General features: G+C 53.8%; 23 protein-coding genes and 1 other RNA gene. 14 read left to right on the plus strand and 10 right to left on the minus strand.

The window, feature by feature from the left end:
• Positions 1-4: 4 nt before the first annotated feature.
• From ydiB to ydiK, 6 genes are all read right to left on the minus strand, one after another.
• On the minus strand, positions 5-871 hold the full coding sequence (ydiB, locus tag AL479_RS20035; protein WP_044328161.1) for a quinate/shikimate dehydrogenase: 867 nt from the start codon (positions 869-871) through the stop codon (positions 5-7).
• Between the two features lie 23 nt (positions 872-894).
• Positions 895-2,139, minus strand: a complete 1,245-nt coding sequence (locus AL479_RS20040) for an MFS transporter (protein WP_061077349.1) — start codon at positions 2,137-2,139, stop codon at positions 895-897.
• A 246-nt stretch (positions 2,140-2,385) separates the two neighbouring features.
• Entirely contained in the window at positions 2,386-3,609 is a 1,224-nt protein-coding gene (locus tag AL479_RS20045) for an MFS transporter (RefSeq protein WP_061077350.1), read from the minus strand.
• Between the two features lie 129 nt (positions 3,610-3,738).
• Entirely contained in the window at positions 3,739-4,095 is a 357-nt protein-coding gene (locus AL479_RS20050; protein WP_061078027.1) for a YdiL family protein, read from the minus strand.
• 545 nt (positions 4,096-4,640) lie between these two features.
• An RNA gene (rprA, locus tag AL479_RS20060) (antisense sRNA RprA) lies at positions 4,641-4,748 on the minus strand.
• Positions 4,749-4,934: 186 nt separating this feature from the next.
• Entirely contained in the window at positions 4,935-6,047 is a 1,113-nt protein-coding gene (ydiK, locus tag AL479_RS20065; RefSeq protein WP_061077352.1) for an AI-2E family transporter YdiK, read from the minus strand.
• A 205-nt stretch (positions 6,048-6,252) separates the two neighbouring features.
• Between ydiK and AL479_RS20070 the strand changes: the two genes are divergently transcribed.
• The 3 genes from AL479_RS20070 to AL479_RS20080 all read left to right on the plus strand — a co-directional run bounded on the left by AL479_RS20070 (position 6,253) and on the right by AL479_RS20080 (position 10,005).
• Positions 6,253-9,309: an FAD-binding and (Fe-S)-binding domain-containing protein gene (locus AL479_RS20070; RefSeq protein ID WP_061077353.1), complete on the plus strand. Its 3,057-nt coding sequence runs from the start codon at positions 6,253-6,255 to the stop codon at positions 9,307-9,309.
• Positions 9,306-9,716 carry a 1,4-dihydroxy-2-naphthoyl-CoA hydrolase gene (gene menI, locus AL479_RS20075; RefSeq protein WP_061077354.1) on the plus strand — a complete coding sequence of 137 codons (411 nt, stop codon included), beginning with the start codon at positions 9,306-9,308 and terminating at the stop codon, positions 9,714-9,716. Before AL479_RS20070 ends, menI begins: the two co-directional genes overlap by 4 nt.
• Before the next feature lie 100 nt (positions 9,717-9,816).
• Complete coding sequence (locus tag AL479_RS20080) at positions 9,817-10,005, plus strand: YdiH family protein (RefSeq protein WP_061078028.1); 189 nt, start codon at positions 9,817-9,819, stop codon at positions 10,003-10,005.
• A 68-nt stretch (positions 10,006-10,073) separates the two neighbouring features.
• Here the strand turns inward: AL479_RS20080 and AL479_RS20085 are convergent, their stop codons facing one another.
• Entirely contained in the window at positions 10,074-10,925 is an 852-nt protein-coding gene (locus AL479_RS20085) for a Vmh family MBL fold metallo-hydrolase (protein WP_061077355.1), read from the minus strand.
• A 124-nt stretch (positions 10,926-11,049) separates the two neighbouring features.
• On the opposite strand from AL479_RS20085, the gene AL479_RS20090 reads away from it, so the two are divergent.
• From AL479_RS20090 to ldtE, 8 genes are all read left to right on the plus strand, one after another.
• Positions 11,050-11,922 (plus strand): LysR family transcriptional regulator, encoded by an 873-nt coding sequence (locus tag AL479_RS20090; RefSeq protein ID WP_061078029.1) that lies wholly within the window; start codon positions 11,050-11,052, stop codon positions 11,920-11,922.
• A 473-nt stretch (positions 11,923-12,395) separates the two neighbouring features.
• The gene (sufA, locus tag AL479_RS20095; protein ID WP_061077356.1) at positions 12,396-12,764 is read left to right on the plus strand and encodes a Fe-S cluster assembly scaffold SufA; all 369 of its coding nucleotides are present in this window, start codon (positions 12,396-12,398) and stop codon (positions 12,762-12,764) included.
• 8 nt (positions 12,765-12,772) lie between these two features.
• Positions 12,773-14,260, plus strand: coding sequence for a Fe-S cluster assembly protein SufB (gene sufB / locus AL479_RS20100; RefSeq protein ID WP_044254746.1), 1,488 nt, complete (start codon positions 12,773-12,775; stop codon positions 14,258-14,260).
• 9 nt (positions 14,261-14,269) lie between these two features.
• A complete protein-coding gene (gene sufC, locus AL479_RS20105) occupies positions 14,270-15,016 on the plus strand; it encodes a Fe-S cluster assembly ATPase SufC (protein WP_061077357.1) in 747 nt (248 codons plus the stop codon).
• Entirely contained in the window at positions 14,991-16,262 is a 1,272-nt protein-coding gene (gene sufD, locus AL479_RS20110; RefSeq protein WP_061077358.1) for a Fe-S cluster assembly protein SufD, read from the plus strand. The genes sufC and sufD overlap by 26 nt, the downstream gene beginning before the upstream one ends.
• Entirely contained in the window at positions 16,259-17,479 is a 1,221-nt protein-coding gene (gene sufS / locus AL479_RS20115; RefSeq protein WP_061077359.1) for a cysteine desulfurase SufS, read from the plus strand. Before sufD ends, sufS begins: the two co-directional genes overlap by 4 nt.
• 12 nt (positions 17,480-17,491) lie before the next feature.
• Complete coding sequence (gene sufE, locus AL479_RS20120) at positions 17,492-17,908, plus strand: cysteine desulfuration protein SufE (protein ID WP_061077360.1); 417 nt, start codon at positions 17,492-17,494, stop codon at positions 17,906-17,908.
• A 98-nt stretch (positions 17,909-18,006) separates the two neighbouring features.
• A complete protein-coding gene (gene ldtE, locus AL479_RS20125) occupies positions 18,007-19,002 on the plus strand; it encodes a L,D-transpeptidase LdtE (protein WP_061077361.1) in 996 nt (331 codons plus the stop codon).
• A 68-nt stretch (positions 19,003-19,070) separates the two neighbouring features.
• Here the strand turns inward: ldtE and lpp are convergent, their stop codons facing one another.
• The 3 genes from lpp to AL479_RS24255 form a co-directional block, all read right to left on the minus strand.
• Positions 19,071-19,307 carry a murein lipoprotein Lpp gene (gene lpp, locus AL479_RS20130; protein WP_001082307.1) on the minus strand — a complete coding sequence of 79 codons (237 nt, stop codon included), beginning with the start codon at positions 19,305-19,307 and terminating at the stop codon, positions 19,071-19,073.
• 309 nt (positions 19,308-19,616) lie between these two features.
• Positions 19,617-21,029 carry a pyruvate kinase PykF gene (pykF, locus tag AL479_RS20135; protein ID WP_061077362.1) on the minus strand — a complete coding sequence of 471 codons (1,413 nt, stop codon included), beginning with the start codon at positions 21,027-21,029 and terminating at the stop codon, positions 19,617-19,619.
• A gap of 7 nt (positions 21,030-21,036) precedes the next feature.
• Entirely contained in the window at positions 21,037-21,267 is a 231-nt protein-coding gene (locus tag AL479_RS24255; protein WP_420535878.1) for a hypothetical protein, read from the minus strand.
• Positions 21,268-21,552: 285 nt separating this feature from the next.
• Between AL479_RS24255 and AL479_RS20145 the strand changes: the two genes are divergently transcribed.
• From AL479_RS20145 to AL479_RS20155, 3 genes are read left to right on the plus strand one after another with little or no spacing between them, the layout of a single operon-like run.
• Complete coding sequence (locus AL479_RS20145; protein ID WP_061077363.1) at positions 21,553-22,575, plus strand: methionine ABC transporter ATP-binding protein; 1,023 nt, start codon at positions 21,553-21,555, stop codon at positions 22,573-22,575.
• Entirely contained in the window at positions 22,568-23,236 is a 669-nt protein-coding gene (locus tag AL479_RS20150) for a methionine ABC transporter permease (RefSeq protein ID WP_054176650.1), read from the plus strand. The genes AL479_RS20145 and AL479_RS20150 overlap by 8 nt, the downstream gene beginning before the upstream one ends.
• A 21-nt stretch (positions 23,237-23,257) precedes the next feature.
• Positions 23,258-24,070: a MetQ/NlpA family ABC transporter substrate-binding protein gene (locus tag AL479_RS20155; RefSeq protein WP_061077364.1), complete on the plus strand. Its 813-nt coding sequence runs from the start codon at positions 23,258-23,260 to the stop codon at positions 24,068-24,070.
• Positions 24,071-24,183 lie beyond the last annotated feature (113 nt).

A 24,183-nucleotide genomic window follows, 5' to 3' on the forward strand; every position in this document is an offset into this window, starting at 1 on the left:
GCCGTCAGGCCGCAAACCCCATCACCTGTTTTACATATTCCAGCGGGAAATCTTTGCCGGTCCACAGTTTGAACTGTTCAGCGCCTTGCCACAACAACATGCCGTAACCATCAATGGTTTTGCAACCGGCCTGTTGCGCCTGCTGCAGTAGCTTCGTCATATGCGGGTTGTAGACGCATTCGGTGACCAGCAGTTCCGGACGCAGCAGGCTCACGTCGCTGACGATGGATTCATTTTCCAGCGGCTTCATACCGACTTTGGTACCGTTGGTCAGAATATCCGCCGTCGCCAGCGCATCAGCGAAGGCCTGCTGGTCAGCAAGGTCAGTCACCGTCACCACACAGTCGGTGTTTTCATTCACCCGCTTAGCGAAGTCCAGCGCTTTCTGGAAGAATTCATCATTGCGGTTAAAGAGTTTAATCGCTTTGATCCCCTCAATGGCTGCCTGAGCACCGATGGCCGTGGAGGCGCCACCCGCACCCAGTAATACCATGGTTTTACCCTTGATATCGAAACCACTCTCTTTAATTGCGCGAATGTGACCGGTGCCGTCGGTATTGTAACCGCGCAGGTAGCCGTCATCATTGACGATGGTATTAATGGCGCCAACCAGTTTCGCCGCCGGGGTCAGTTCATCAACAAACTCACAGGCCAGTTGTTTATTGGGCATCGATACGCCAGTCCCGCGCATTTTTAACGCTTTCAGCCCCTCGATAGCACCAGCGAAGGTGCTGTTGTCGACCTCAAAGGCCATATAGGTAAACGGTAATCCGGCCTTCTCCAGCGCCTTATTTTGCATTTCAGGCGACAAACTGTGTCTGATGGGATAAGCCATTAAGCCGATCAGTTCATATTTCGCGGTTACATCCATAACATGACTCCTTAAATTGTCGCTTAACTTTTTGTTGAAAAATAACGTTCGCCCAGACGGATATCGTTTTGTGGAATATTGAAGACCCGGTAATAGCGAACAAAAACGATAATGCCGGTGATAAAGGCCAGCAGGGCAAAAGCGAAATCCAGTAAAATGATGTATTGCAGGCCGATGGTGGAGAGGTAGCCGGTAATCAGCGGAATAACAAAATTCGCGAGGCCGCCCATCATCATATAAACGCTGGTGACTTTGGCTTTGCTCTTTGGAAAGAATTCCGACATCACCGACACACCCAGTTGTAAAATCCCACCCGCGGCGGAGAAGCCAATCACAAACGCGCCCGCGTTACACACCAGCGGTGACGGCCAGAGATAAATGACGGCAGCGGTAACGGTGGCCAGTCCGGCATTAAAGACGTTAGCCCAGATAGGGCGAACCATTTTTTTCAGCAGTGCGGCAAAGATAAAGACGCAGACCAGCGAACCCAGGCTGTAATATGTGATGGTTTTCAGTGCATCCGCTTCTTCCATTCCGGCGAAGGCCATGGCGTATTTCGGCATCCAGACCACGATAACGTAGAAGGTGGAAAATGCCGCCACGCCAAACATGACGGAAGCCACGCCTTCCAGCCAGACCAGCGGTTTGCTGTTCATCTGCGGCAACTCTTTAGCGACGCTGGCATCCACCAACTGACCGGGGAATTTACTGCGCAGCAGCATCAGGGTGATCAGCACAAATAAAATGCCAGGAATGATCACGCCATAGCCGTACCAGATATTGTTGAGCAGCATATAGCCGACCAGCATCGGATAGAGCATCTGTCCGAAGGAGACCATTGCCTTAACCAGGATCACCGCAGAACCTGACGCTTTCGGGAAACATTCCATCAGCGCCGGGTAGCCACCGGTATCAAGCGCAGAGTTCGCCACGCCAACGCAGACGGCGAGTACAAAGGCCACCATCAGGTTGGGACTGGCAGGGATGCCGAAGAAAAAGAGGATATATAACGCGGCACCCAACAGAATGATCGCCCGACGACCGAATTTATCCGACAGGACGCCAAAAAACAGAATACTCACCAGACGACCGAGTCCGATACCGGAAATTAAATAGGCGATCCCTGCGCTGTCGGTAGAAAACTTCGCGGCGAGTGAAGTCATATTTTGCGCCAGCGTAATGACGCTAATGCCGTGGAGAAAATAGCTGAGATAAATACAGATGACCGCCAGGAAAAATGGCGTGCTGAAAGCCTTATTCTGTGACATTTTTTCAAAGCTCCTTGCCGGTTAATTTAATTCTGCTGTCGCCGGCGTTTTTATATCCGGCGATTTTCTATTAATATACGGAGGTGAAACAGCATGAACTACATAACATGACGTTTTCGTTACCAGGTATATTGCAGACGAAAGTGTGAAAACCCACGTCTCCTGCGACGTTTTGTTGCTGTTATTGGCGTTATACAAACTATATTGCAGTCAGCGATAACAATATTGCATTCGGCGGATTCAGCCTTATTCCGCCACGGGTGATATCATCAACTGGCGTTTTGTTTCGAGACGGCTGCGATAGCCAATAAACAGCGCCAACAAGAAACCCACGGCGGCAATACCGGTGTCGAACCACATAATATCGGCGATGCTCCTTTGTGAGAGATGGGCCGTGACCAGGGGGATCGTGAAGGTAGCGATGCTGCCCGCACTGTAATAAATGCCGGTGGCTTTTCCTTTGGCATGCGGAAAACGGGCGGCCATCAGGGTCAGACCTATCTGTACCACGCCTCCGGCAGACGAAAAGCCGATCACAAAGGCAAAGACAATCACGACATACACCGTCGGATGCAGGCACACCGTCAACAGCGCGACAAACGAAACGAAGGTGTACAGCATCAGCAAGGTGGTTGAACGCACCGTTTTGCGCACCAGCGGGGCGGTAATCAAGACGCAAAGCAACGAACCGCAGGTGTAGATACTCAGCAGTTTGATTGACAGGGTATATGACATCCCGGCGACAAACTGACCGTATTGCGCCAGCCACTGGCTGATGAGATAAAACGTGGCCATCGAGATGTAGCCGTACAGCGTATAGCTGGCCAGGTCGATAAATGCGCAGCGATGTTTTTCCGCCGGGCGTTGGCGCGGTTCGTGTGTCGGCGTGACCGGCGCGGCGCGACGTCCAGGATGCGGCGGAAAGGAGCAGCGCAGTAAAAACAGACCGTTAATCAGCATGATTGCGGCGGCAACGATAAATGACCAGCCAAACCACAGTTCTGCCCATACGAGCAGACTGATGATGATGGGCAGTAAAAACTGTCCGCCGGAGACAAAAGCCTTAATCAGGATGTTGGCGGTGCTCGGCGAAGAGGGAAAGGCCTCCATCAGGCTGGGATAGGTACCGGCATCCAGGAAACTGTTCGCCATGCCCGCGAGGACGCCAAACGCATAAGCGATGATGATGTTGTGGGTCGTCAGAATACCGAAAAAGAACGTCACATAACAAAGCATCCCCAGAATGATGAAGGGGCGGCGGCCAAACCGGTCGGATAATAATCCGGCGCAAAACAGAACGCTTAAGCGCCCGATACCTAATGAGGAGATCACGACAGACACCCCAGCGGCATTTGTCTGCCATTGTTGTTCGAGCGATGCCATGTTGAGACTCATCAGGATGACTCCCATGCCATGCACCAGGTAATTGAGATACAGCCCCATCGCGGTGGGGAAATAGTGATTTTTCATGATGCCTGCTCAGCGAAATTGCTAATGATTTTCCCTGGTACGGGTTAAATCCCCGTGCCTTAAAAGTACAATCAGTCTGTTTATTTGAAGTTTCTTAGTATGAATCGCCTGTGGCAGGAAATACGTGGTCTAACACAATCGTTCCAGGTCGTGGGCATAGAGTTCGGCAGCAACGGATTGATAAATTTTCCAGTCAAGAAAACTGCCGTCACGATAAACTGACTGGAAGTCGGCTAAATCAGAAAAGAAACGCATGGTGTTATTGCCAATGCGGTTGTTTATCTTCTCAATAATGGCATTGATGCGTAATTTTCTTTTTCTGCGCATTTCCAGCAGCGTTTCAACAATGGCCGGAGGTAGTTCACTCTCGCCATTTTCCCAACGCTGCCAGTCGGTGACATTATAATCTGGCGCAATCCATAACACGCACTCTTCAATGGTCATTGCAAAAATATGACGTAATGCCTGTAGTTCATAAGCGTTCATCATTGAATGACCTCATATTAAAAAACGATAAGGCATAAATAACACTATTAACCCGGTTTCGGCATGAAGAGAGTCACAATATCTTGTGCAATATTCTTTGTTATGAATATGTGAATGAAGGAAATAACGGAAAAATATCGCACCGACAAAAAATATTACCTCTGGCAGAAGAATAAAAAACATCAGTCCCTGACTGGCGTTACTCGTGGTGAATCAAAGGGTAATCGGCTAGCGTTCATGCCGCGACATGTTTCAATGCGTAATCATGAACGTGTAAATAGTGCTTATTCAACCAGACCCACGCTGCAATTTTATTGGAACGTCCTGACGGCATTAAACATGAGGAATGTTGTCTCGCAGAAGGCGGAATAAATGTGCGTTATACCCGGTATGCGGTGCAGAAGAAGGGGGATAGCAAGGTATTATTTCACATAAGAGTATTCCCATTCTGTTGGGGTGATGATGTGACGGGCTGGAGCGATCACGCCATTGACGCAGTAACCTACAAGACGTCATCTGGCGTGCGTAAAAACCGCGCAGTCAGGTAAAAAAAAAGCCCATCGTGGGAGATGGGCAAAGACTACACACAGCAATTCGTTGTTTCACTCAGGGGATTTCCATACTTATAAATCAATGTCTTGATCTATAACCGTGACCTAATAGTAGGGTATGGGGCGTTTTAGCGTCGATCAGATTCGTCTCAATAGTTTAAAAGCCGTAAAGAATATGCGATGTAAATCAGGGATGGCGAAGCGGGGACAAGGAGTACAGATTAGTTGCGGGACGCCATTGTTTAGTCATACTAATCAATCAGGCGACCGGAGTCGCCTGCTATTGCGCTATTTTTTCGAGGCTTCGATTTCACTCAGCTCTTCGAGGAGTTCTTCAGGTTCACTGGTGGGCACTGGCGCTTCGTTGACCCAGGCCGAGAACAGTCGCCAGGAAACGGCCAGCAGTACCGGACCGATGAACAGACCAATCATGCCAAATGCAATCAGGCCGCCAATGACGCCGGAGAGGATCAGGAGCAGCGGTAAATCTGCGCCCATTCGGATCAACATCGGGCGAATCACGTTATCCAGCGTGCCTACCACGCAACTCCACGCCAGCAGCACGCTGCCCCAGGTCGTATCGCCGGTCCAGTAAAGCCAGATAATAGCCGGAATCAAAACCGGCAGCGGTCCCAGTTGTACCAGGCAGGAGAGGATCATTATGACGGTGAGCAACGTGGCATAAGGAACGCCGGAAACCGCCAGTCCGATGCCGCCCAGCACGGCCTGTACCAGCGCGGTCACCACCACACCCAGCGCCACCGCACGGATCGCCTGCGCGGCCAGCAGCATCGCCGCGTCGCCGCGCTTTGCCGCCAGACGGTAGGCAAAATGGCGAATACCCAGCGCCACCGTCTCACCACGCCAGTACAACAGGGCGCTAAATAACAGCATCAGGCCGCAGTGCATCATGAAGCGGCCAATGTGTGCGGCCTGGCCGACAAACCAGGTTGTCGTGGCACCGATGTACGGACGGAGTTTCGCCATGATCGCCGTACCGCCCATATCCAGCAGGTTATGCCAGCCAGCGTAGAGTTTCGCGCCAACCAGCGGAATACTGTTCAGCCAGGCCAGATCCGGCAACGTCATGTCCCCGCCCGTGACGGCGTGAATCAGCGGCCCGCTACCGTCAACGATACTGTTGACCAGCAGTGCAATCGGGATCACAAACAGCAGTACTAATAAAAGCGTCATCACCAGTACCGCCAGCGAACGACGGCCCCAGAGTAATTTTTGCAGGCGCAGTAGAACGGGCCAGGTCGCAATGACGATCGTTCCGGCCCAGGCAAAGCCCAGAATAAAAGGTTGAACAATCCAGAAACACGCCACAATCATGATGGCTAAAAACAGCACCGACAGCAGCACTTGTGCGATATCCCTGGGCTGACGAATATTGACCATAAACTCTTTCACCTATGTAGTGCGTCAGATCGTTGACGCGACGTGACCGCTCGAAACACGCCTCATAATGATGGGCAATTTCAGCGGTTTTTGACAGGCGGATTCTGCCAGTATTTCTGTTGGGTGTATTAGAAAAAAATGTGATACAACAATAAGCAAACGATTAACACCCACAACACACAGACCGCAGGAAAGGGTCACGATAATGATTCCACAAATTTCTCAGGCACCCGGCGTCGTTCAGCTGGTGCTCAATTTTTTGCAAGAGCTGGAGCAACAAGGATTTACCGGCGATACGGCAACCAGTTATGCCGATCGTCTGACAATGTCGACAGATAACAGTATCTATCAACTTCTCCCCGATGCCGTGGTTTTTCCCCGTTCAACGGCTGATGTGGCGCTCATTGCCCGCCTGGCGGCGCAACCGCGTTATATCTCGCTGATCTTCACCCCGCGCGGCGGCGGTACCGGCACTAACGGACAGGCGCTCAACCAGGGCATCATTGTCGATATGTCCCGCTATATGAGCCGCATCATTGAAATCAACCCGGAAGAGGGCTGGGTGCGGGTGGAAGCGGGGGTCATCAAAGATCAACTGAATCAGTATCTGAAGCCGTATGGCTATTTTTTTGCCCCGGAATTGTCTACCAGTAACCGGGCAACGCTGGGCGGGATGATAAATACCGACGCCTCCGGGCAGGGGTCGCTGGTCTACGGGAAGACATCCGATCACGTGCTGGGGGTGCGGGCCGTGCTGCTGGGCGGCGATATTCTCGACACGCAGCCGCTGCCGGTCGAACTGGCGGAAACGCTCGGTCAGAGCAACACCGCGATTGGCCGCATCTATCGCACCGTGTTGGAGCGCTGCCGTGATAACCGTCAGTTAATTATTGATAAATTCCCCAAACTGAACCGTTTCCTGACGGGCTACGATTTGCGTCATGTGTTTAACGATGACATGAGCGAATTCGATCTGACCCGTATTCTCACCGGCTCGGAAGGCACGCTGGCGTTCATTACGGAAGCGCGACTGGACATTACGCCGCTGCCGAAAGTGCGCCGACTGGTGAACGTGAAATACGACTCTTTTGACTCTGCGCTGCGCAATGCGCCGTTTATGGTGGACGCGCGCGCGCTGTCGGTGGAGACGGTGGATTCAAAAGTGCTGAACCTGGCGCGTGAAGACATCGTCTGGCATTCGGTGAGTGAACTGATTACCGATGTCCCGGACAAAGAGATGCTCGGCCTGAACATTGTCGAATTCGCCGGGGATGATGAAACGGTTATCGACGGACAGGTGGCTTCCCTGTGCGAGCGGCTTGATGAACTGATTGCCCGTGAAGAGGCGGGCGTGATTGGCTGGCAGCTGTGCACTGAACTGGCGGGCGTTGAGCGTATCTATGCCATGCGCAAAAAAGCGGTGGGCCTGCTGGGGAATGCGAAAGGGGCGGCAAAACCGATTCCCTTTGCCGAAGATACCTGCGTGCCGCCGGAACATCTTGCTGATTACATCGCGGAGTTCCGTGCCCTGCTTGATGGTCACGGTCTGAGCTACGGCATGTTCGGGCACGTTGACGCCGGGGTACTGCATGTGCGTCCCGCGCTGGATATGTGCGACCCGCAGCAGGAAGTGCTGATGAAGCAAATCTCCGATGACGTGGTGGTGCTGACGGCAAAGTATGGCGGTTTGTTGTGGGGGGAACATGGCAAAGGTTTCCGCGCTGAGTACAGCCCGGCGTTCTTCGGTGATGAACTTTTCGCGGAACTGCGGAAGGTTAAAGCGGCGTTCGATCCGCAAAACCGCCTGAATCCGGGGAAAATATGTCCGCCGGAAGGCGTTGATGCGCCGATGATGAAAGTCGATGCGGTCAAACGCGGCACCTGGGACCGGCAAATTCCGCTGGCCGTGCGCCAGACCTGGCGCGGAGCGCTGGAATGTAACGGCAACGGTTTGTGCTTTAATTTCGATGCGAAGAGCCCGATGTGTCCGTCGATGAAAATCAGCCTCAATCGTATCCACTCGCCCAAAGGGCGCGCGACGCTGGTGCGCGAATGGTTACGTTTGCTGGCGGATCGCGGTGTCGATCCGGTGCGACTGGAAAATGCGCTGGCGAGCAAACGACCCAGTCTGCGCTCGCTGATTTCACGCACCCGCAATACCTGGCATGCCAACAAGGGCGAGTATGATTTCTCGCATGAAGTAAAAGAGGCGATGTCCGGCTGTCTGGCCTGCAAGGCGTGCTCGACGCAGTGTCCGATCAAAATCGATGTTCCGGAATTCCGCTCGCGTTTCCTGCAGCTTTACCATACCCGCTACCTGCGTCCGCTGCGTGACCATCTGGTGGCGACGGTTGAAACCTATGCGCCGTTAATGGCCCGGGCGCCGAAAACCTTTAACTTCTTTATTAACCAGCCGCTGGTGCGCAAGCTGTCGGCAAAACATATCGGCATGGTCGATCTGCCGTTGCTGTCGGCGCCGTCGCTGCAACAACAGATGGTCGGGCATCGCTCGGCGAACATGACGCTGGAACAGCTTGAAGCGCTGTCGGATGCGCAGAAAGCCAATACGGTGCTGGTGGTGCAGGATCCGTTCACCAGCTATTACGATGCGCAGGTGGTGGCCGATTTCGTCCGTCTGGTTGAAAAACTGGGGATGCAGCCGGTTCTGTTGCCGTTCTCGCCAAACGGTAAAGCGCAGCATATCAAAGGATTCCTGACCCGCTTTGCGAAGACCGCTAAAAAGACCTCTGAGTTTTTGAACCGTGTGGCAAAACTGGGCATGCCGATGGTCGGCGTCGATCCGGCGCTGGTGCTCTGTTATCGCGATGAGTACAAGCTGGCGTTAGGCGACGCGCGCGGCGATTTCCACGTGCAGCTCGCCAACGAGTGGCTGGCCACCGCGCTGGCTTCGCAGGAACCGCGTGACGTCAGCGGCGAATCCTGGTATTTCTTTGGTCACTGTACCGAAGTGACCGCGCTGCCCGGCGCGCCCGCGCAATGGGCGTCGATCTTTGCCCGTTTTGGCGCGAAGCTGGAAAACGTGAGCGTGGGCTGCTGCGGCATGGCCGGTACTTACGGTCATGAGGCAAAGAACCATGCGAGTTCGCTGGGCATTTATGAACTGTCGTGGCATCAGGCGATGGAGCGGCTGCCGCGTAGCCGGTGCCTTGCAACGGGATATTCCTGTCGCAGTCAGGTGAAACGGGTTGAAGGCACGGGCGTGCGTCATCCTGTACAGGCATTACTGGAGATTATTGGATGATCTGGAAACGTGAAGTGACCCTCGACGCCCTCAATGCGATGGGCGAAGGCAATATGGTCGGCCTGCTGGATATTCGCTTTGAGCATATCGGCGACGATACGCTTGAAGCGTCAATGCCCGTCGACGGACGTACGAAGCAGCCGTTCGGTTTGCTGCACGGCGGTGCTTCCGTCGTGCTTGCAGAAAGTATCGGCTCTGTTGCCGGTTATCTGTGCACCCAGGGCGAGCAGAAAGTGGTGGGGCTGGAAGTTAACGCTAACCATGTTCGCTCTGCGCGGGAAGGGCGCGTGAAAGGGATCTGTAAGGCGATTCATACCGGCTCCCGGCATCAGGTCTGGCAGATCGACATCTACGATGAGCAGCAGCGACTGTGCTGTACTTCGAGGCTGACCACGGCGGTCGTGTGACGTTGTCACACAATAAAATGTGATCTCTATTGCTTTTGGTCATAATCTGCGCAGCAAAAGGTGATATACTGTGCAGGTTTTGACCATAAGCGAGGATGATATGACTAGCCAACTAGACCCGGCCCAACTGGCAATTGAGTTTTTACGTCGCGATAAAACCGCGCTCTCTCCAGCCCAATATCTCAAAAGACTGAAACAGCTTGAGCTGGAATTTGCCGATTTACTGACGCTCTCTTCCACTGAATTAAAAGAAGAGATCTACTTTGCCTGGCGCCTTGGCGTTCATTGATTCAGCGATCGTTAACGTAAAGAGAACCCGACATTCGTGTCGGGTTTTTTTGTTTCTCACTGGCGGTATTACCACGTCATCTCGCCCGAATTCACTTTCGCGCTCAATTCCAGCGAACTTTCCTCTGCCAGCCCCGGCCATGCGGTTTTCATCGTGTGAATGACCCAGGTTGAACCTTTCTTTGCCGCCAGCGCCTGTTCGAACGATTGCAGGTAATCCTGCGTAAAGCGGATGGCCCGATCGCCTTCAGGGCGCTCACCAAGGTAATGACCCGGAATGACCTGTGCAGGTTGCAGGCTGTCCATTTCAGTCAGGACATGACGCCATGATGCGCGTTGCTCCGGTGTCTGGGTGTCAGCGGTCCAGACGTGAATGCCTGACGCCACGCCCGTGCCGCCGAGAATGGCCCGATTCGCTGGCACCCAAACATAGGCCGCGTAATCATTGGGATGACGCAGTTCCAGCGTTTCGCCATCGACGCGAAAACGCGTTTCTGTGGTTGCCTGCGGGACGGTTAGCGCCGTTGGCGCCCCCTCTTTCATCTGTGGTCCCCAGTACTGCAACTTAGCCTCTTTGGTGGCGCGAATATGCTCAACAACCTGCGGCGTGGCCAGTACCTTCGCGCCAGGAAAGGCTTTCACAATCGGCTGCAGACCGAAATAGAAATCCGGATCGCCGGAGGTAATCACAATGGCTTTCAGCGGCTTGCCGCGAGATTTAATCATCTCCACCAGCTTTTCACCGTCTTTCGTGCTGAACTGCGCATCAAACAATATCGCTTCCGTCGGACCCGATACCAACGTTGAGGAGACAGGGAAAATGGCGTTCTCCTGCGGGTTATAGACGTCAAGTTGCAGCGGCGCGGCAAACAGCGGTGAGGCGACAGCAGGCAGCAACAGGGCCAGCAGTTTACTTTTCATGTGGGATAACCTTATGCAGATGAAATGGTCTTGTGTGTGGCCTGTATTTTAAGGAAATTGGGATCTGTTAGAATTCCCGTATCAGAACATGCTGAGTTTCATAAAACGATCGGATGGGGTGGCGATGGACAGAGTGATGGCGGCGACGGTATTCAATCATATCTGCGATTTAGGCAGCCTGAGTGCGGCGGCGCGGGCGCTGGGTCTCTCCCGACCGATGGTGAGCCGCTATCTCGATGAGATGGAGAAATGGGCCGGGGCGCGGCTGATTCATCGCACCTCGCGCAGGCTAACAATTACTCCTGCCGGGGAAGAGGCGCTGGTGAAGACGCGAACGCTGGCGCAGCTCTCGCAGGCGATTGGCGCGTCGTCGGCAGACATTCCCGGCGGAACGCTACGCGTCGCCTGTGCGCACTTTACGGCAATGCATATTCTCGCCCCGGTGCTACCGCGATTTTTAGCGCGCTATCCTGAACTGCGCATTGAGGTTGAGATAAACAATCAGCCGGTCAGTCTGGTTGGTGAACGTATTGATGTCGCTATTCGTATTACCGATAACCCAGAGCCTGGCGCGATTGCCCGCCGACTTGGCGACTGCGAGTCGGTTCTCTGCGCGTCAGAGGCGTATCTGCGTCAGCACGGCACCCCGCAGACGCTGGAGGATCTCGCTCAGCATAACTGTCTGTATTACAGTGGATTTGCAGGTAAGTCGTGGCATTTTCTCGACGAGCAGGGCGAGGCGGTCTCGGTGGCGATCAAGGGGAATCTGAGTGCCGGGATCTCGTCTTTGCTTTGTGAATCCGCGCTGGCAGGCATGGGGATCGCGCTGGTGCCGGAAAAGGAAGCGCGTGAAGGGCTGGCTCAGGGACGACTGGTTCGCCTGCTGCCGACGCTGCAACCCCGACGCCTTGCCGTGTACGGTCTGTATCTTTCCCGTGAACATCAGCCCGCCGGGCTTCGGCTGTTTCTGGAGGCGATCCAGACCGCGATGCCGTAAAGCCAATGAATTGATCTGGCTTATAAAATTGCGGATAGCAATTTGTGTTAAAAATGACCTTCGGCAATATGAGACTATTCTTATCGCCCCTTCAAGAGCTAAGCCATCGTGAGTGCCGGAGATAAGCGCCGGATGGGGCCGGAACCCTTAAGGCTGTTACTGACAACCTTAAGGGTTTTGTTTTTCTGTGCTTTCACTCTTCTCACGTCATTCCTATCCCTGAAATAGTCATTTTCTATACATCTTTACTGTTTTGACCAGTCTGGTCGATGACAGACGCTAAAGTCATTATTAATCAATATATTGAACAAATTCATCCATTCCTTTTAACCCGCGTGGCAGGGTCTATGCTTAATAAAAGTGGTCAAAACGGGTGAAACACCGTAATGCCCCTGCTGTTGAGGGGTTGAAGTGAGAATCGTTATCACTAACATGGTGTTATAGCCTGATGGCTCATTATGCGAGGTAACCCTATGGAATTGCATTCAGGAACATTTAATCCGGACGATTTTGCCTGGCGCGGATTGACGTTAACCCCTGCGGCAGCGGCGCATATTCGCGAACTGGTCGCTAAGCAGCCGGGCATGCTGGGCGTGCGCCTGGGCGTTAAGCAGACGGGATGCGCTGGTTTTGGCTATGTGCTGGATACCGTCAGCGAGCCGGAAAAAGACGATCTGCTGTTCGACGTTGAGGGCGCGAAGCTCTATGTCCCGCTTCAGGCGATGCCGTTTATCGACGGTACGGAAGTGGATTACGTCCGCGAAGGATTAAACCAGTTATTCAAATTTCATAACCCGAAAGCCCAGAACGAATGCGGCTGTGGCGAAAGCTTTGGGGTATAGGCGGTACTATGTCTCGTAATACTGAAGCAACTGACGATGTCAAAACCTGGACCGGCGGCCCCCTGAATTACAAAGAGGGTTTCTTTACCCAGCTGCAAACGGATGAGCTGGCGAAAGGGATCAACGAAGAGGTGGTACGCGCCATTTCGGCCAAACGCAATGAACCAGAGTGGATGCTGGAGTTTCGCCTCAATGCGTACCGAGCCTGGGTCGACATGCCGGAGCCGCACTGGCTGAAGGCGCACTACGAGAAGCTGAATTATCAGGATTACAGCTACTATTCCGCGCCGTCGTGCGGGAATTGTGATGAGACCTGCGCCTCGGAACCGGGGGCGGTACAGCAAACCGGGGCGAACGCGTTTCTCAGTAAAGAGGTGGAAGCCGCCTTTGAACAACTTGGGGTGCCGGTACGCGAAGGTCGTGAAGTGGCTGTTGACGCCATTTTTGACTCCGTCTCGGTCGCCACCACCTATCGTGAAAAACTGGCGGAACAGGGGATCATTTTCTGCTCCTTCGGCGAGGCGATTCATGATCACCCTGAACTGGTTAAGCAGTATCTCGGCACTGTCGTACCCGGTAACGATAACTTCTTCGCCGCGCTGAATGCGGCGGTTGCTTCTGATGGCACCTTTATCTATGTGCCGAAAGGCGTGCGTTGTCCGATGGAGCTTTCGACCTATTTTCGCATTAACGCCGAAAAGACCGGGCAGTTTGAACGCACGATCCTGGTGGCGGATGAAGGTAGCTATGTGAGCTATATCGAAGGCTGCTCTGCGCCGGTTCGCGACAGCTATCAGCTGCACGCGGCGGTAGTGGAGGTCATCATCCACAAAGACGCCGAAGTGAAATACTCCACCGTCCAGAACTGGTTCCCTGGCGATAACAACACCGGCGGCATTCTGAACTTCGTGACTAAACGCGCGCTGTGCGAGGGCGAGAACAGCAAAATGTCGTGGACCCAGTCGGAGACGGGGTCAGCCATCACCTGGAAATACCCCAGCTGTATTCTGCGCGGCGACAACTCCATCGGCGAATTCTATTCGGTGGCGTTAACCAGCGGTCATCAGCAGGCGGACACCGGCACCAAGATGATCCACATCGGCAAGAACACCCGCTCGACCATCATTTCGAAGGGGATTTCCGCCGGGCACAGTCAGAACAGCTACCGCGGACTGGTCAAAATCATGCCGACCGCCACCAATGCCCGTAACTTTACCCAGTGCGATTCGATGCTGATTGGCGCCGACTGCGGAGCGCATACCTTCCCGTATGTCGAATGCCGCAACAACAGTGCGCAACTGGAGCACGAAGCGACCACCTCACGGATTGGTGAAGATCAGCTGTTCTATTGTCTGCAGCGCGGTATCAGCGAAGAAGATGCGATCTCGATGATCGTCAACGGGTTCTGTAAAGACGTGTTCTCCGAGTTGCCGCTGGAGTTTGCCGTCGAAGCACAAAAATTATTAGCCATTAGCCTTGAACACAGCGTCGGTTAAGGAAGCAACATGTTAACGATTAAAGATTTACAGGTCAGTGTGGAAGAGAAAGCCATCCTGCGTGGGTTGAACCTTGAGATTCGTCCGGGGGAAGTGCATGCCATTATGGGGCCGAACGGGTCCGGGAAAAGTACGCTCTCTGCGACGCTGGCAGGGCGTGAAGATTACGAGGTCACCGGCGGGTCGGTGATGTTTAAAGGGAAAGACCTGCTCGATCTGGCGCCGGAAGAGAGAGCAGGGGAAGGCATTTTTATGGCCTTCCAGTATCCGGTAGAAATCCCCGGCGTCAGCAATCAGTTTTTCCTGCAAACGGCGCTTAATGCCGTGCGCACGTATCGCGGCCAGGAATCGCTTGATCGCTTCGATTTTCAGGATCTGATGGAAGAGAAAATCGCCCTGCTGAAGATGCCGGAAGACCTGTTAACCCGCTCGGTGAACGTCGGCTTTTCCGGCGGCGAGAAGAAACGTAATGATATTCTGCAAATGGCGGTGCTCGAGCCGGAACTGTGCATTCTCGATGAATCGGATTCCGGGCTGGATATTGATGCCCTCAAAGTCGTTGCCGATGGGGTTAACTCACTGCGGGACGGCAAGCGCTCGTTCATTATTGTCACCCACTATCAGCGCATCCTTGACTATATCAAGCCGGATTTTGTCCACGTCCTGTATCAGGGACGGATTGTGAAGTCTGGCGATTTCACGCTGGTCAAACAACTGGAGGAGCAGGGATATGGCTGGCTTACCGAACAGCAGTAATGCGCTGCAACAATGGCATCACCTGTTTGAAGCGCAGGGCGAGACGCGGTCTGAACAGGCGCAACAGCATCTCCAGCAGGTTCTGCGTCTGGGGCTGCCTACGCGCAAACATGAGAACTGGAAATACACGCCGCTGGAGGGGCTCAGCAGCAGCCTGTTCGTCAGTCGTTATGCCGATGTCACCCCGGCGCAGCGCGATGCGTTAGCGCTTAACGTGCAGGCGCTGCGGCTGGTGTTTGTCGACGGGCAGTTCAGCCCGGCGCTCAGCGACAGCTGGGAGAACAGCGGCTTTGAGGTGGCGATCAACGACGAGCGCCAGACCCTGCCGGTCGCGGTACAACCGGAAGTGTTTTTGCATCTCACCGAAAGCCTGGCGCGTAGCGTGACCAATATCCGCGTTAAGCGTAACCAGCGCCCGACAAAACCGCTGCTGTTGATGCACATCACCCAGGGCGTATCCGCAGAAGAGGTGAACACGGCGCACTATCGCCACCATCTTGAGCTGGAAGAAGGGGCAGAGGCGACGGTTATCGAGCACTACGTCAGTCTGAATGATGCCCGACATTTCACCGGCGCGCGCCTGACCATGAACGTGGCGGCAAATGCGCACCTGCATCACATCAAGCTGGTATTTGAAAATCCGCTCAGCCATCACTTCGCCCATAACGACATCTTGCTGGCGGCGGATGCGTCGGCGCACAGCCACAGCTTTCTGCTCGGCGATGCGGTGCTGCGTCACAACACCAGCACGCAACTGAACGGCGAGAACACAACGCTCAGGATCAACAGTCTGGCGATGCCGGTGAAAAATGAGGTCTGCGATACCCGCACCTGGCTTGAGCACAACAAAGGCTATTGCAACAGCCGACAGTTGCATAAAACCATCGTCAGCGATAAGGGGCGGGCGGTATTTAACGGGCTCATTAACGTTGCCCAACATGCGATCAAAACGGACGGGCAGATGACGAATAACAATCTGCTACTCGGGAAGCTCGCGGAAGTCGATACCAAGCCACAGCTGGAAATTTACGCCGATGACGTGAAGTGCAGCCACGGGGCGACGGTAGGGCGCATTGACGATGAGCAGATGTTCTACCTGCGCTCGCGCGGGATTGCTCAGCGGGATGCGCAGCAGATGATCCTTTATGCCTTTGCCGCGGAACTGACGGAAGCGTTGAGCGACGAGGGGTTGAAACAACAGGTGCTGGCGCGGATCGGCCAACGTCTGCCGGGAGGCGTAGCATGACATTTCCCATCGACACCGTACGTGCGGATTTTCCCGTCCTCACGCGTGAAGTGAATGGCCTGCCGCTGGCGTATCTCGACAGCGCTGCCAGCGCGCAAAAACCGGCCCAGGTGATTGACGCGGAAGCCGAGTTTTATCGTCACGGCTATGCGGCGGTGCACCGGGGGATCCACACCCTCAGCGCTCAGGCTACCGAAAAAATGGAGAACGTGCGCAAGCTGGCATCGCTGTTTATCAACGCACGCTCTGCGGAAGAGCTGGTGTTTGTGCGCGGTACGACGGAAGGCATTAACCTGGTCGCCAACAGTTGGGGGCCAGAAAACGTCCACGCGGGCGATAACATCATCATCAGTGAGATGGAGCATCATGCCAACATTGTGCCGTGGCAGATGCTGTGCGCGCGGGTGGGCGCTGAGCTGCGGGTGATCCCGCTGAACGCCGACGGCACATTGCAGCACGAGATCCTGCCTACCCTGTTTGATGAGAAAACCCGGCTGCTGGCGATAACGCACGTCTCTAATGTGCTGGGTACGGAAAACCCTGTCGCCGAAATGATCGCGATGGCGCACCAGCATGGCGCGAAGGTGCTGGTGGACGGTGCGCAGGCGGTGATGCACCACCCGGTAGACGTTCAGGCGCTGGACTGCGATTTTTACGTCTTCTCGGGCCACAAGCTGTATGGCCCGACCGGCATTGGCGTGCTCTATGTCAAAGAGGCGCTGTTGCAACAGATGCCGCCGTGGGAAGGGGGCGGGTCGATGATCGCCACCGTCAGCCTGACGGAGGGTACGACCTGGACGAAAGCGCCGTGGCGCTTCGAAGCGGGAACGCCGAATACCGGCGGGATTATCGGCTTTGGCGCCGCGCTGGAATATGTTTCAGCGCTGGGACTGGAGGCGATTGGCGAATACGAACAGAACCTGATGCACTACGCGCTGGAGCAACTGAAGGCGGTGCCGGATCTCACACTGTATGGCCCCACTGACCGTCTGGGCGTGATTGCCTTTAATCTCGGGAAACATCACGCCTATGACGTCGGCAGTTTTCTCGACAATTACGGGATTGCCGTGCGGACCGGACACCATTGCGCGATGCCGCTGATGGCTTTTTATCAGGTACCGGCGATGTGCCGGGCGTCGCTGGCAATGTATAACACCCATGAAGAAGTGGATCGTCTGGTGACAGGCTTGCAACGAATTCATCGCTTACTGGGGTAACAGGGAGGCACTATGGCTGCGCTGCCGGATAAAGAAAAATTGTTGCGTAATTTTCAGCGTTGCGCTAATTGGGAAGAGAAGTATCTGTACATCATTGAGCTGGGACAGCGACTGCCGGAAATATCCGCAGCGGACCGCTGTCCTGAAAATACGATTCAGGGATGTCAGAGTCAGGTCTGGATAGTGATGCGCCAGAATGCGCAAGGCGTTATTGAGCTGCAGGGCGACAGCGATGCTGCCATTGTGAAAGGACTGATTGCGGTCGTCTTCATTCTGTATCACCAGATGACGGCTCAGGATATCGTGAATTTTGATGTGCGGCCGTGGTTTGAACACATGGCGCTCGCGCAGCACCTCACGCCGTCTCGTTCGCAGGGGCTGGAAGCGATGATTCGCGCAATCCGTACCAAAGCCGCAACGCTTAGCTAAACTCAATAGACAGCTTTCATCCTGTCAGGTAAGGCAGCCGGGCTGTCTTACAGGATTATCAGCATTCTGGCCATGCCAGTGAATACAGGAGGTTGGGTATGAAACGCGCGTCTCTTATTACTCTAATGCTTATCGGCGCTTACAGCGTCATACAGGCTGCCTGGGCGGTGGATTATCCCTTACCGCCAGCAGGCAGTCGTCTTGTTGGACAGAATCAACTGTACACGGTGCAGGAAGGTGATAAAAACCTTCAGGCCATTGCCCGTCGTTTTGATACTGCCGCTATGCTCATTCTGGAGGCGAATAATACCATTGCTCCTGTGCCAAAGCCGGGTACTCTGGTCACGATCCCGTCACAGCTATTGCTGCCCGATGCGCCGCGTGAAGGCATCATCGTTAATCTGGCTGAACTGCGGCTGTACTACTATCCGCCGGGAGAAAATATCGTTCAGGTCTATCCGATCGGTATTGGTTTGCAGGGACTGGAAACGCCGGTGATGGAAACCCGCGTTGGGCAGAAAATCCCGAATCCTACCTGGACGCCAACAGCAGGCATTCGTAAGCGCTCTCTGGAGCGTGGCATTACGTTGCCGCCGGTGGTCCCCGCCGGGCCGAATAACCCGCTGGGGCTCTTTGCACTGCGTCTGGCGCACGGTAATGGCGAGTATCTCATTCATGGCACCAGTCAACCAGACAGCGTGGGTCTGCGCGTCAGTTCCGGCTGTATCCGGATGAACGCCCCGGACATCAAAGCGCTGTTTTCCCAGGTTCGCACGGGAACGCCGGTGAGAGTGATTAATGAACCGGTGAAATATTCCGTGGAGCCAGGCGGGTTGCGCTACGTTGAGGTCCATCGACCGTTGTCGCCGGAAGAAGAACAAAACGTGCAGACGATGCCGTATGTGCTGCCTGCCGGGTTCAGCCAGTTTAAGGCGACGAACGAGGTGGATGACGGGCTGGTGGATAAAGCGTTGTATCGTCGGGCGGGTTACCCGGTGGCGGTCTCTGCCGGACAAACGCCAACTGTCGTGGCTACACCTGCTGTTCAGTCAGCGCAAAATGGCTCAGTACAGGAAGAGGTGCAGACGCAGTAGCGGGAAGGTAGAACGCGAGGCAAAAAAAATGGCGCACAATGTGCGCCATTTCTATTACACAGGTACTATTACTTACGGTATTTAGTAGCCTGGTTGTCCAGACGCTGGTTAGCGCGAGCTGCGTCGTCTTTAGCAGCCTGAACGTCGGAACGCATTGCGTTCACGTCGTTGCTCAGCTGGTCAACTTTAGCGTTCAGAGTCTGAACGTCAGAAGACAGCTGATCGATTTTAGCGTTGCTGGAGCAACCAGCCAGCAGAGTAGAACCCAGGATTACCGCGCCCAGTACCAGTTTAGTACGATTCATTATTAATACCCTCTAGATTGAGTTAATCTCCATGTAGCGTTACAAGTATTACACAAACTTTTTTATGTTGAGAATATTTTTTTGATGAGAAGACGCTTATTTTTGATCGTTCGCTCAAAGAAGCATCGAAATGCGCAAAAACGGCTAAAAAACCGTGTGAAAACAGGCTGCTTCCATCGGATTCGTCTTAGATAATCTGTAATTAGATAGCTCAATCCGATTTGCTTTTTTATTAATAGTGGCTATTGGAAAAATAAAAAAAGCGCCACGAGGGCGCTTTTTTTATCGAATTAATTCACACGGGAATTATTACAGTACGTGAACAGATGCCGTGTTAGTCGTGCCGCTCGGTACCAGAGCACCAGAAACCATCACCACAACGTCACCTTTTTGAGCCAGGCCGCTCTGCTGAGCAACCTCTTTACCCAGACGGTAGAAATCATCAGTAGACGCGATTTCTTTCACCAGATGCGCCACAACGCCTTTGCTCAGAACCAGCTGGCGGGCAGTCACTTCGTTGGTGGTCAGCGCCAGAATCGTGGCGTCCGGGAAGTATTTACGCACTGCGCGAGCTGATTTACCGCCCTGAGTGGCCACCACGATCAGCGGTGCTTCCAGTTTTTCAGCGGTTTCCACCGCGCCACGACAGACGGCTTCAGTGATGCGCAGTTTGCGGCTGTCATTGTTGAAGTCCAGACGGCTGGTCATCACACGGTCGGTACGCTCGCAGATGGTCGCCATGATGGTGACCGCTTCCAGCGGGTATTTACCTTTTGCGGATTCGCCAGACAGCATCACCGCATCGGTGCCATCGAGGATGGCGTTTGCCACGTCGCCCGCTTCAGCGCGAGTCGGACGCGGGTTTTTGATCATGGAATCCAGCATCTGGGTCGCAGTGATAACCACTTTACGCGCGCGGATACATTTTTCGATCATCATCTTCTGCGCGAAGATCACTTCTTCAACCGGGATTTCAACGCCCAGGTCGCCACGGGCAACCATGATACCGTCAGACGCATCGAGGATTTCGTCGAAGTTGTTCAGGCCTTCCTGGTTTTCAATTTTGGAGATGATCTGGATCTTCTCGCCGCCGTGCGCTTTCAGATGCTCACGGATTTCAACCACGTCAGAACGCTTACGGATAAAAGAGGCCGCAACAAAGTCAACGCCTTGTTCGCAACCAAAGATCAGGTCCTGTTTGTCTTTTTCAGCCAGCGCCGGCAGGGCGATAGAAACGCCTGGCAGGTTAACGCCTTTGTTTTCGCCGAGGTCGCCGTTGTTCAGCACTTTACAGATGACTTTGTTGCCTTCGATCGCGGTGACTTCCATACCGATCAGACCATCGTCGACCAGTACGGTGTTACCGACGGACAGGTCGGAGGTGAAACCTTCGTAGGTTACAGCAACGATTTCGTTATTACCGACCACGGATTTGTCGGTGGTGAACGTAAAGGTCTGACCCGCTTTCAGGGAAACGTCATTACCGCCTTCCAGCTTGATGGTACGGATTTCCGGACCTTTCGTGTCGAGCAGGATTGCCGCTTTCTTGCCGGTTTTGCTCATCACGTTGCGCAGGTTCTGGATACGCTGACCGTGTTCTGCATAGTCACCGTGAGAGAAGTTCAGACGCATGACGTTCATGCCCGCGTCCAGCATTTTGGTTAACATCTCTTCAGATTCGGTTTTCGGACCGATGGTGCAAACAATTTTCGTCTTTTTCATGACAGTCTTAGTCTTTAAGTTGAGAAGGATATGGAAAGCCGGCTTCCGGAACGCACTGCCTGGAAGCTAAACCTGTATTACGAAAGTTGTGATGCCTCGCACTAAGGATAGGTGACATCGATAGAGCGTGCAGAGGAATGTGTGCTCGTCGTTCAGCCCGACAAAAAGGGACGTTTTGTAGTCTCTGAGTATGACAGGTCAATGTGCTGAAACCATTCAAGTGACAATTGTCACGCATTATACGCTGAAATCGACACAAAAGGAAAATGGAAACGGTGTTTCAGAATACATCCAGGCAGTTACACAACAAATTGTTATTAAACAAGTCGTGTCTGCCAATTGCGCAAACGCAAAATCCAGGCTGTGTTGCGCAACCCGACTTATTCCTTCGAGTTATAACAAATGACTTTTAAATCATTTCAAATCTAAAATACCCTGATTACACTCGTTTGGACATCCATACTGCTAAATAGCCGAAAGCGCTGGCAGGATAACAATAAGCAGCCGCGGATACCCAAACGACATGATTGTCCTGAAAAATATTTCGAAAGTGTTCACGCCAGGCCGGCTATCCATTACTGCGGTTGATCATGTCAATCTGACCGTGGAACAGGGGCAGATTTACGGAATTATTGGCTACAGCGGTGCCGGGAAAAGCACCCTGATTCGTCTGCTCAACGGGCTGGAAAAACCAACCGCAGGCAGTGTCACCATCAACGGTCACGAGATTTCCGCCGCCCGCGGCGAATCGCTGCGTCAGGCGCGCCTGAAAATCAGCATGGTCTTCCAGCATTTTAATCTGCTGTGGTCGCGCACGGTACGTGAAAACATCGCCTTTTCTATGCAAATCGCCGGCGCGCCAAAAGCAAAAATTCAGGCGCGCGTGGCGGAACTGATTGAGCTGGTGGGGCTGACGGGGCGCGAAAATGCCTATCCGTCACAGCTGAGCGGCGGGCAAAAACAGCGCGTGGGGATTGCGCGTGCGCTGGCCAACAGCCCGGATGTGTTGCTGTGCGATGAAGCCACGTCGGCACTGGATCCCCAGACAACCGATCAAATTCTTGAGCTGCTGCTTGATATCAATCGCCGCTTCCGGCTGACGATTGTGCTGATCACCCACGAAATGCACGTGGTGCGCAAAATCTGCGATCGCGTGGCGGTGATGGAGAACGGTCAGGTGGTGGAAGAAGGCGACGTACTGAGCGTCTTCACGCATCCGCAACAGCCGATTACCCGTCAGTTTGTCCGCCAGGTAGGGCAGTATGCCGATGAAGAGGCTTTTAACCCGCAACTGGCGAGCGAACTGGGCGGCACGGTGATTAAGTTAACCTTTACCGGACACAGCACGCATCAGCCGATCGTCGGTGAACTGACCCTGCGCTATGGTCTGCCATTCAATATCCTGCACGGCAAAATGACCCAAACGGCACACGGCGTGTTTGGCCAGCTGTGGCTGCACGTGGTGGCGTCGGAAGAGCAACTCAACAACATTCTGGACGACCTGCAAAAAAGCGGCATTGACGGTGAGGTGATTCAACATGGCTGAGAATCTGTTTCCCCATCTGAAATGGGATCAACTTTTTGCTGCCACCCAGGAGACGCTATACATGACCGCGCTCTCCGGGATTGCGACCTTTGTTCTCGGTATCGTCCTCGGACTGGCGCTGTTCCTCACCGCACGCGGCGGGCTGTTCCAGAACCGTGCACTGTACAGCGGCATTTCGCTGGTGGTGAATATTTTCCGCTCGATCCCGTTCATCATTTTGATCGTCTTACTGATCCCGTTTACCAAAGCGATTGTCGGCACCATTCTTGGCGCCAATGCCGCATTACCGGCGCTGATTGTCGGCGCCGCGCCATTTTATGCGCGTCTGGTTGAGATCGCCCTGCGTGAAGTGGATAAAGGCGTCATTGAAGCGACACGTTCAATGGGCGCGCGTCTGAGTACCTTAATTTTTCGGGTTTTGTTACCTGAATCGTCACCCGCTCTGGTGTCCGGTATCACCGTGACGCTGATTGCGCTGGTCAGTTACAGCGCGATGGCCGGGGTGATCGGGGCAGGTGGTTTAGGGAATCTGGCTTATCTGGAAGGATTCCAGCGCAACCACAACGACGTCACGCTGGTGGCGACGGTGACGATTCTGGTCATCGTCTTCATTATCCAGTTCTGCGGCGATGTGATCACTTCTCTGTTAGATAAACGCTAATAAAATACGGAAACCATTATCATGAAAAAATCACTGACACTTCTCGCCGCAGCCACCTTAAGTGCCCTGAGCTTCGCCACCTGGGCAGACACGCTGACCGTGGGCGCATCCAACGTACCGCACGCTGAAATTCTCGAACAGGCCAAACCGATTCTGGCGAAACAGGGGATCGATCTGGAGATTAAACCGTTCCAGGACTACATCCTGCCGAACACCGCGCTGGCGGGCCGCGAAATTGACGCCAACTACTTCCAGCATATTCCTTATCTGAACAGCGTCCTGAAAGATCATGCCGGGGATAAAACCTACGATTTCGTCAGTGCGGGCGCGATCCACATTGAGCCTATCGGCATCTATTCGAAAAAGGTTAAATCACTGAAGGATCTGCCGGAAAACGGCAAAATTATCATGCGTGATGCGGTGTCGGAAGAGGGGCGCATTCTGTCTATCTTCGAGAAAGAGGGCGTAATCAAACTGAAGCCGGGCGTGGACAAAGTGACCGCACGCATCAGCGATATCGTGGATAACCCGAAGAAGCTGAAGTTCCTGCCTAACGTGGAAGCCGCGCTGCTGCCGCAGATGTACAACAACGATGAAGGCGATGCGGTGGTGATTAACGCCAACTACGCCATCGACGCCGGCCTGGATCCAGTCCACGACCCAATTGCCGTAGAAAGCGGTGAGAATAACCCGTATGCCAACATCATTACCGTGCATCGCGGCGATGAGAAGAAAAAGGATATCGTCGCGCTGGTTGATGTTCTGCATTCAAAAGAGATTCAGGACTGGATCCGCACCAAATACAAAGGTGCGGTTATTCCGGTGAATAACTGATCCGCTTTTTGCCGGGTGACGGTTTCGCCTTACCCGGCCTGTGACGTCCTGCAGGCCGGGTAAAACGCGTTAGCGTTGTCATCCAGCATCAGTTTTTGCCGGGAGACGGTTTC

The organism is Citrobacter amalonaticus, from assembly GCF_001559075.2.
Classification (GTDB): Bacteria; Pseudomonadota; Gammaproteobacteria; order Enterobacterales; family Enterobacteriaceae; genus Citrobacter_A; species Citrobacter_A amalonaticus_F.

Bases quoted from the DNA above. Each gene is read 5' to 3' on its own strand.
- ydiB (WP_044328161.1), bottom strand. From the start codon at position 871: ATGGATGTAACCGCGAAATATGAACTGATCGGCTTAATGGCTTATCCC.
- AL479_RS20040 (WP_061077349.1), bottom strand. From the start codon at position 2,139: ATGTCACAGAATAAGGCTTTCAGCACGCCATTTTTCCTGGCGGTCATC.
- AL479_RS20045 (WP_061077350.1), bottom strand. From the start codon at position 3,609: ATGAAAAATCACTATTTCCCCACCGCGATGGGGCTGTATCTCAATTAC.
- AL479_RS20050 (WP_061078027.1), bottom strand. From the start codon at position 4,095: ATGAACGCTTATGAACTACAGGCATTACGTCATATTTTTGCAATGACC.
- ydiK (WP_061077352.1), bottom strand. From the start codon at position 6,047: ATGGTCAATATTCGTCAGCCCAGGGATATCGCACAAGTGCTGCTGTCG.
- AL479_RS20070 (WP_061077353.1), top strand. From the start codon at position 6,253: ATGATTCCACAAATTTCTCAGGCACCCGGCGTCGTTCAGCTGGTGCTC.
- menI (WP_061077354.1), top strand. From the start codon at position 9,306: ATGATCTGGAAACGTGAAGTGACCCTCGACGCCCTCAATGCGATGGGC.
- AL479_RS20080 (WP_061078028.1), top strand. From the start codon at position 9,817: ATGACTAGCCAACTAGACCCGGCCCAACTGGCAATTGAGTTTTTACGT.
- AL479_RS20085 (WP_061077355.1), bottom strand. From the start codon at position 10,925: ATGAAAAGTAAACTGCTGGCCCTGTTGCTGCCTGCTGTCGCCTCACCG.
- AL479_RS20090 (WP_061078029.1), top strand. From the start codon at position 11,050: ATGGACAGAGTGATGGCGGCGACGGTATTCAATCATATCTGCGATTTA.
- sufA (WP_061077356.1), top strand. From the start codon at position 12,396: ATGGAATTGCATTCAGGAACATTTAATCCGGACGATTTTGCCTGGCGC.
- sufB (WP_044254746.1), top strand. From the start codon at position 12,773: ATGTCTCGTAATACTGAAGCAACTGACGATGTCAAAACCTGGACCGGC.
- sufC (WP_061077357.1), top strand. From the start codon at position 14,270: ATGTTAACGATTAAAGATTTACAGGTCAGTGTGGAAGAGAAAGCCATC.
- sufD (WP_061077358.1), top strand. From the start codon at position 14,991: ATGGCTGGCTTACCGAACAGCAGTAATGCGCTGCAACAATGGCATCAC.
- sufS (WP_061077359.1), top strand. From the start codon at position 16,259: ATGACATTTCCCATCGACACCGTACGTGCGGATTTTCCCGTCCTCACG.
- sufE (WP_061077360.1), top strand. From the start codon at position 17,492: ATGGCTGCGCTGCCGGATAAAGAAAAATTGTTGCGTAATTTTCAGCGT.
- ldtE (WP_061077361.1), top strand. From the start codon at position 18,007: ATGAAACGCGCGTCTCTTATTACTCTAATGCTTATCGGCGCTTACAGC.
- lpp (WP_001082307.1), bottom strand. From the start codon at position 19,307: ATGAATCGTACTAAACTGGTACTGGGCGCGGTAATCCTGGGTTCTACT.
- pykF (WP_061077362.1), bottom strand. From the start codon at position 21,029: ATGAAAAAGACGAAAATTGTTTGCACCATCGGTCCGAAAACCGAATCT.
- AL479_RS24255 (WP_420535878.1), bottom strand. From the start codon at position 21,267: ATGCGTGACAATTGTCACTTGAATGGTTTCAGCACATTGACCTGTCAT.
- AL479_RS20145 (WP_061077363.1), top strand. From the start codon at position 21,553: ATGATTGTCCTGAAAAATATTTCGAAAGTGTTCACGCCAGGCCGGCTA.
- AL479_RS20150 (WP_054176650.1), top strand. From the start codon at position 22,568: ATGGCTGAGAATCTGTTTCCCCATCTGAAATGGGATCAACTTTTTGCT.
- AL479_RS20155 (WP_061077364.1), top strand. From the start codon at position 23,258: ATGAAAAAATCACTGACACTTCTCGCCGCAGCCACCTTAAGTGCCCTG.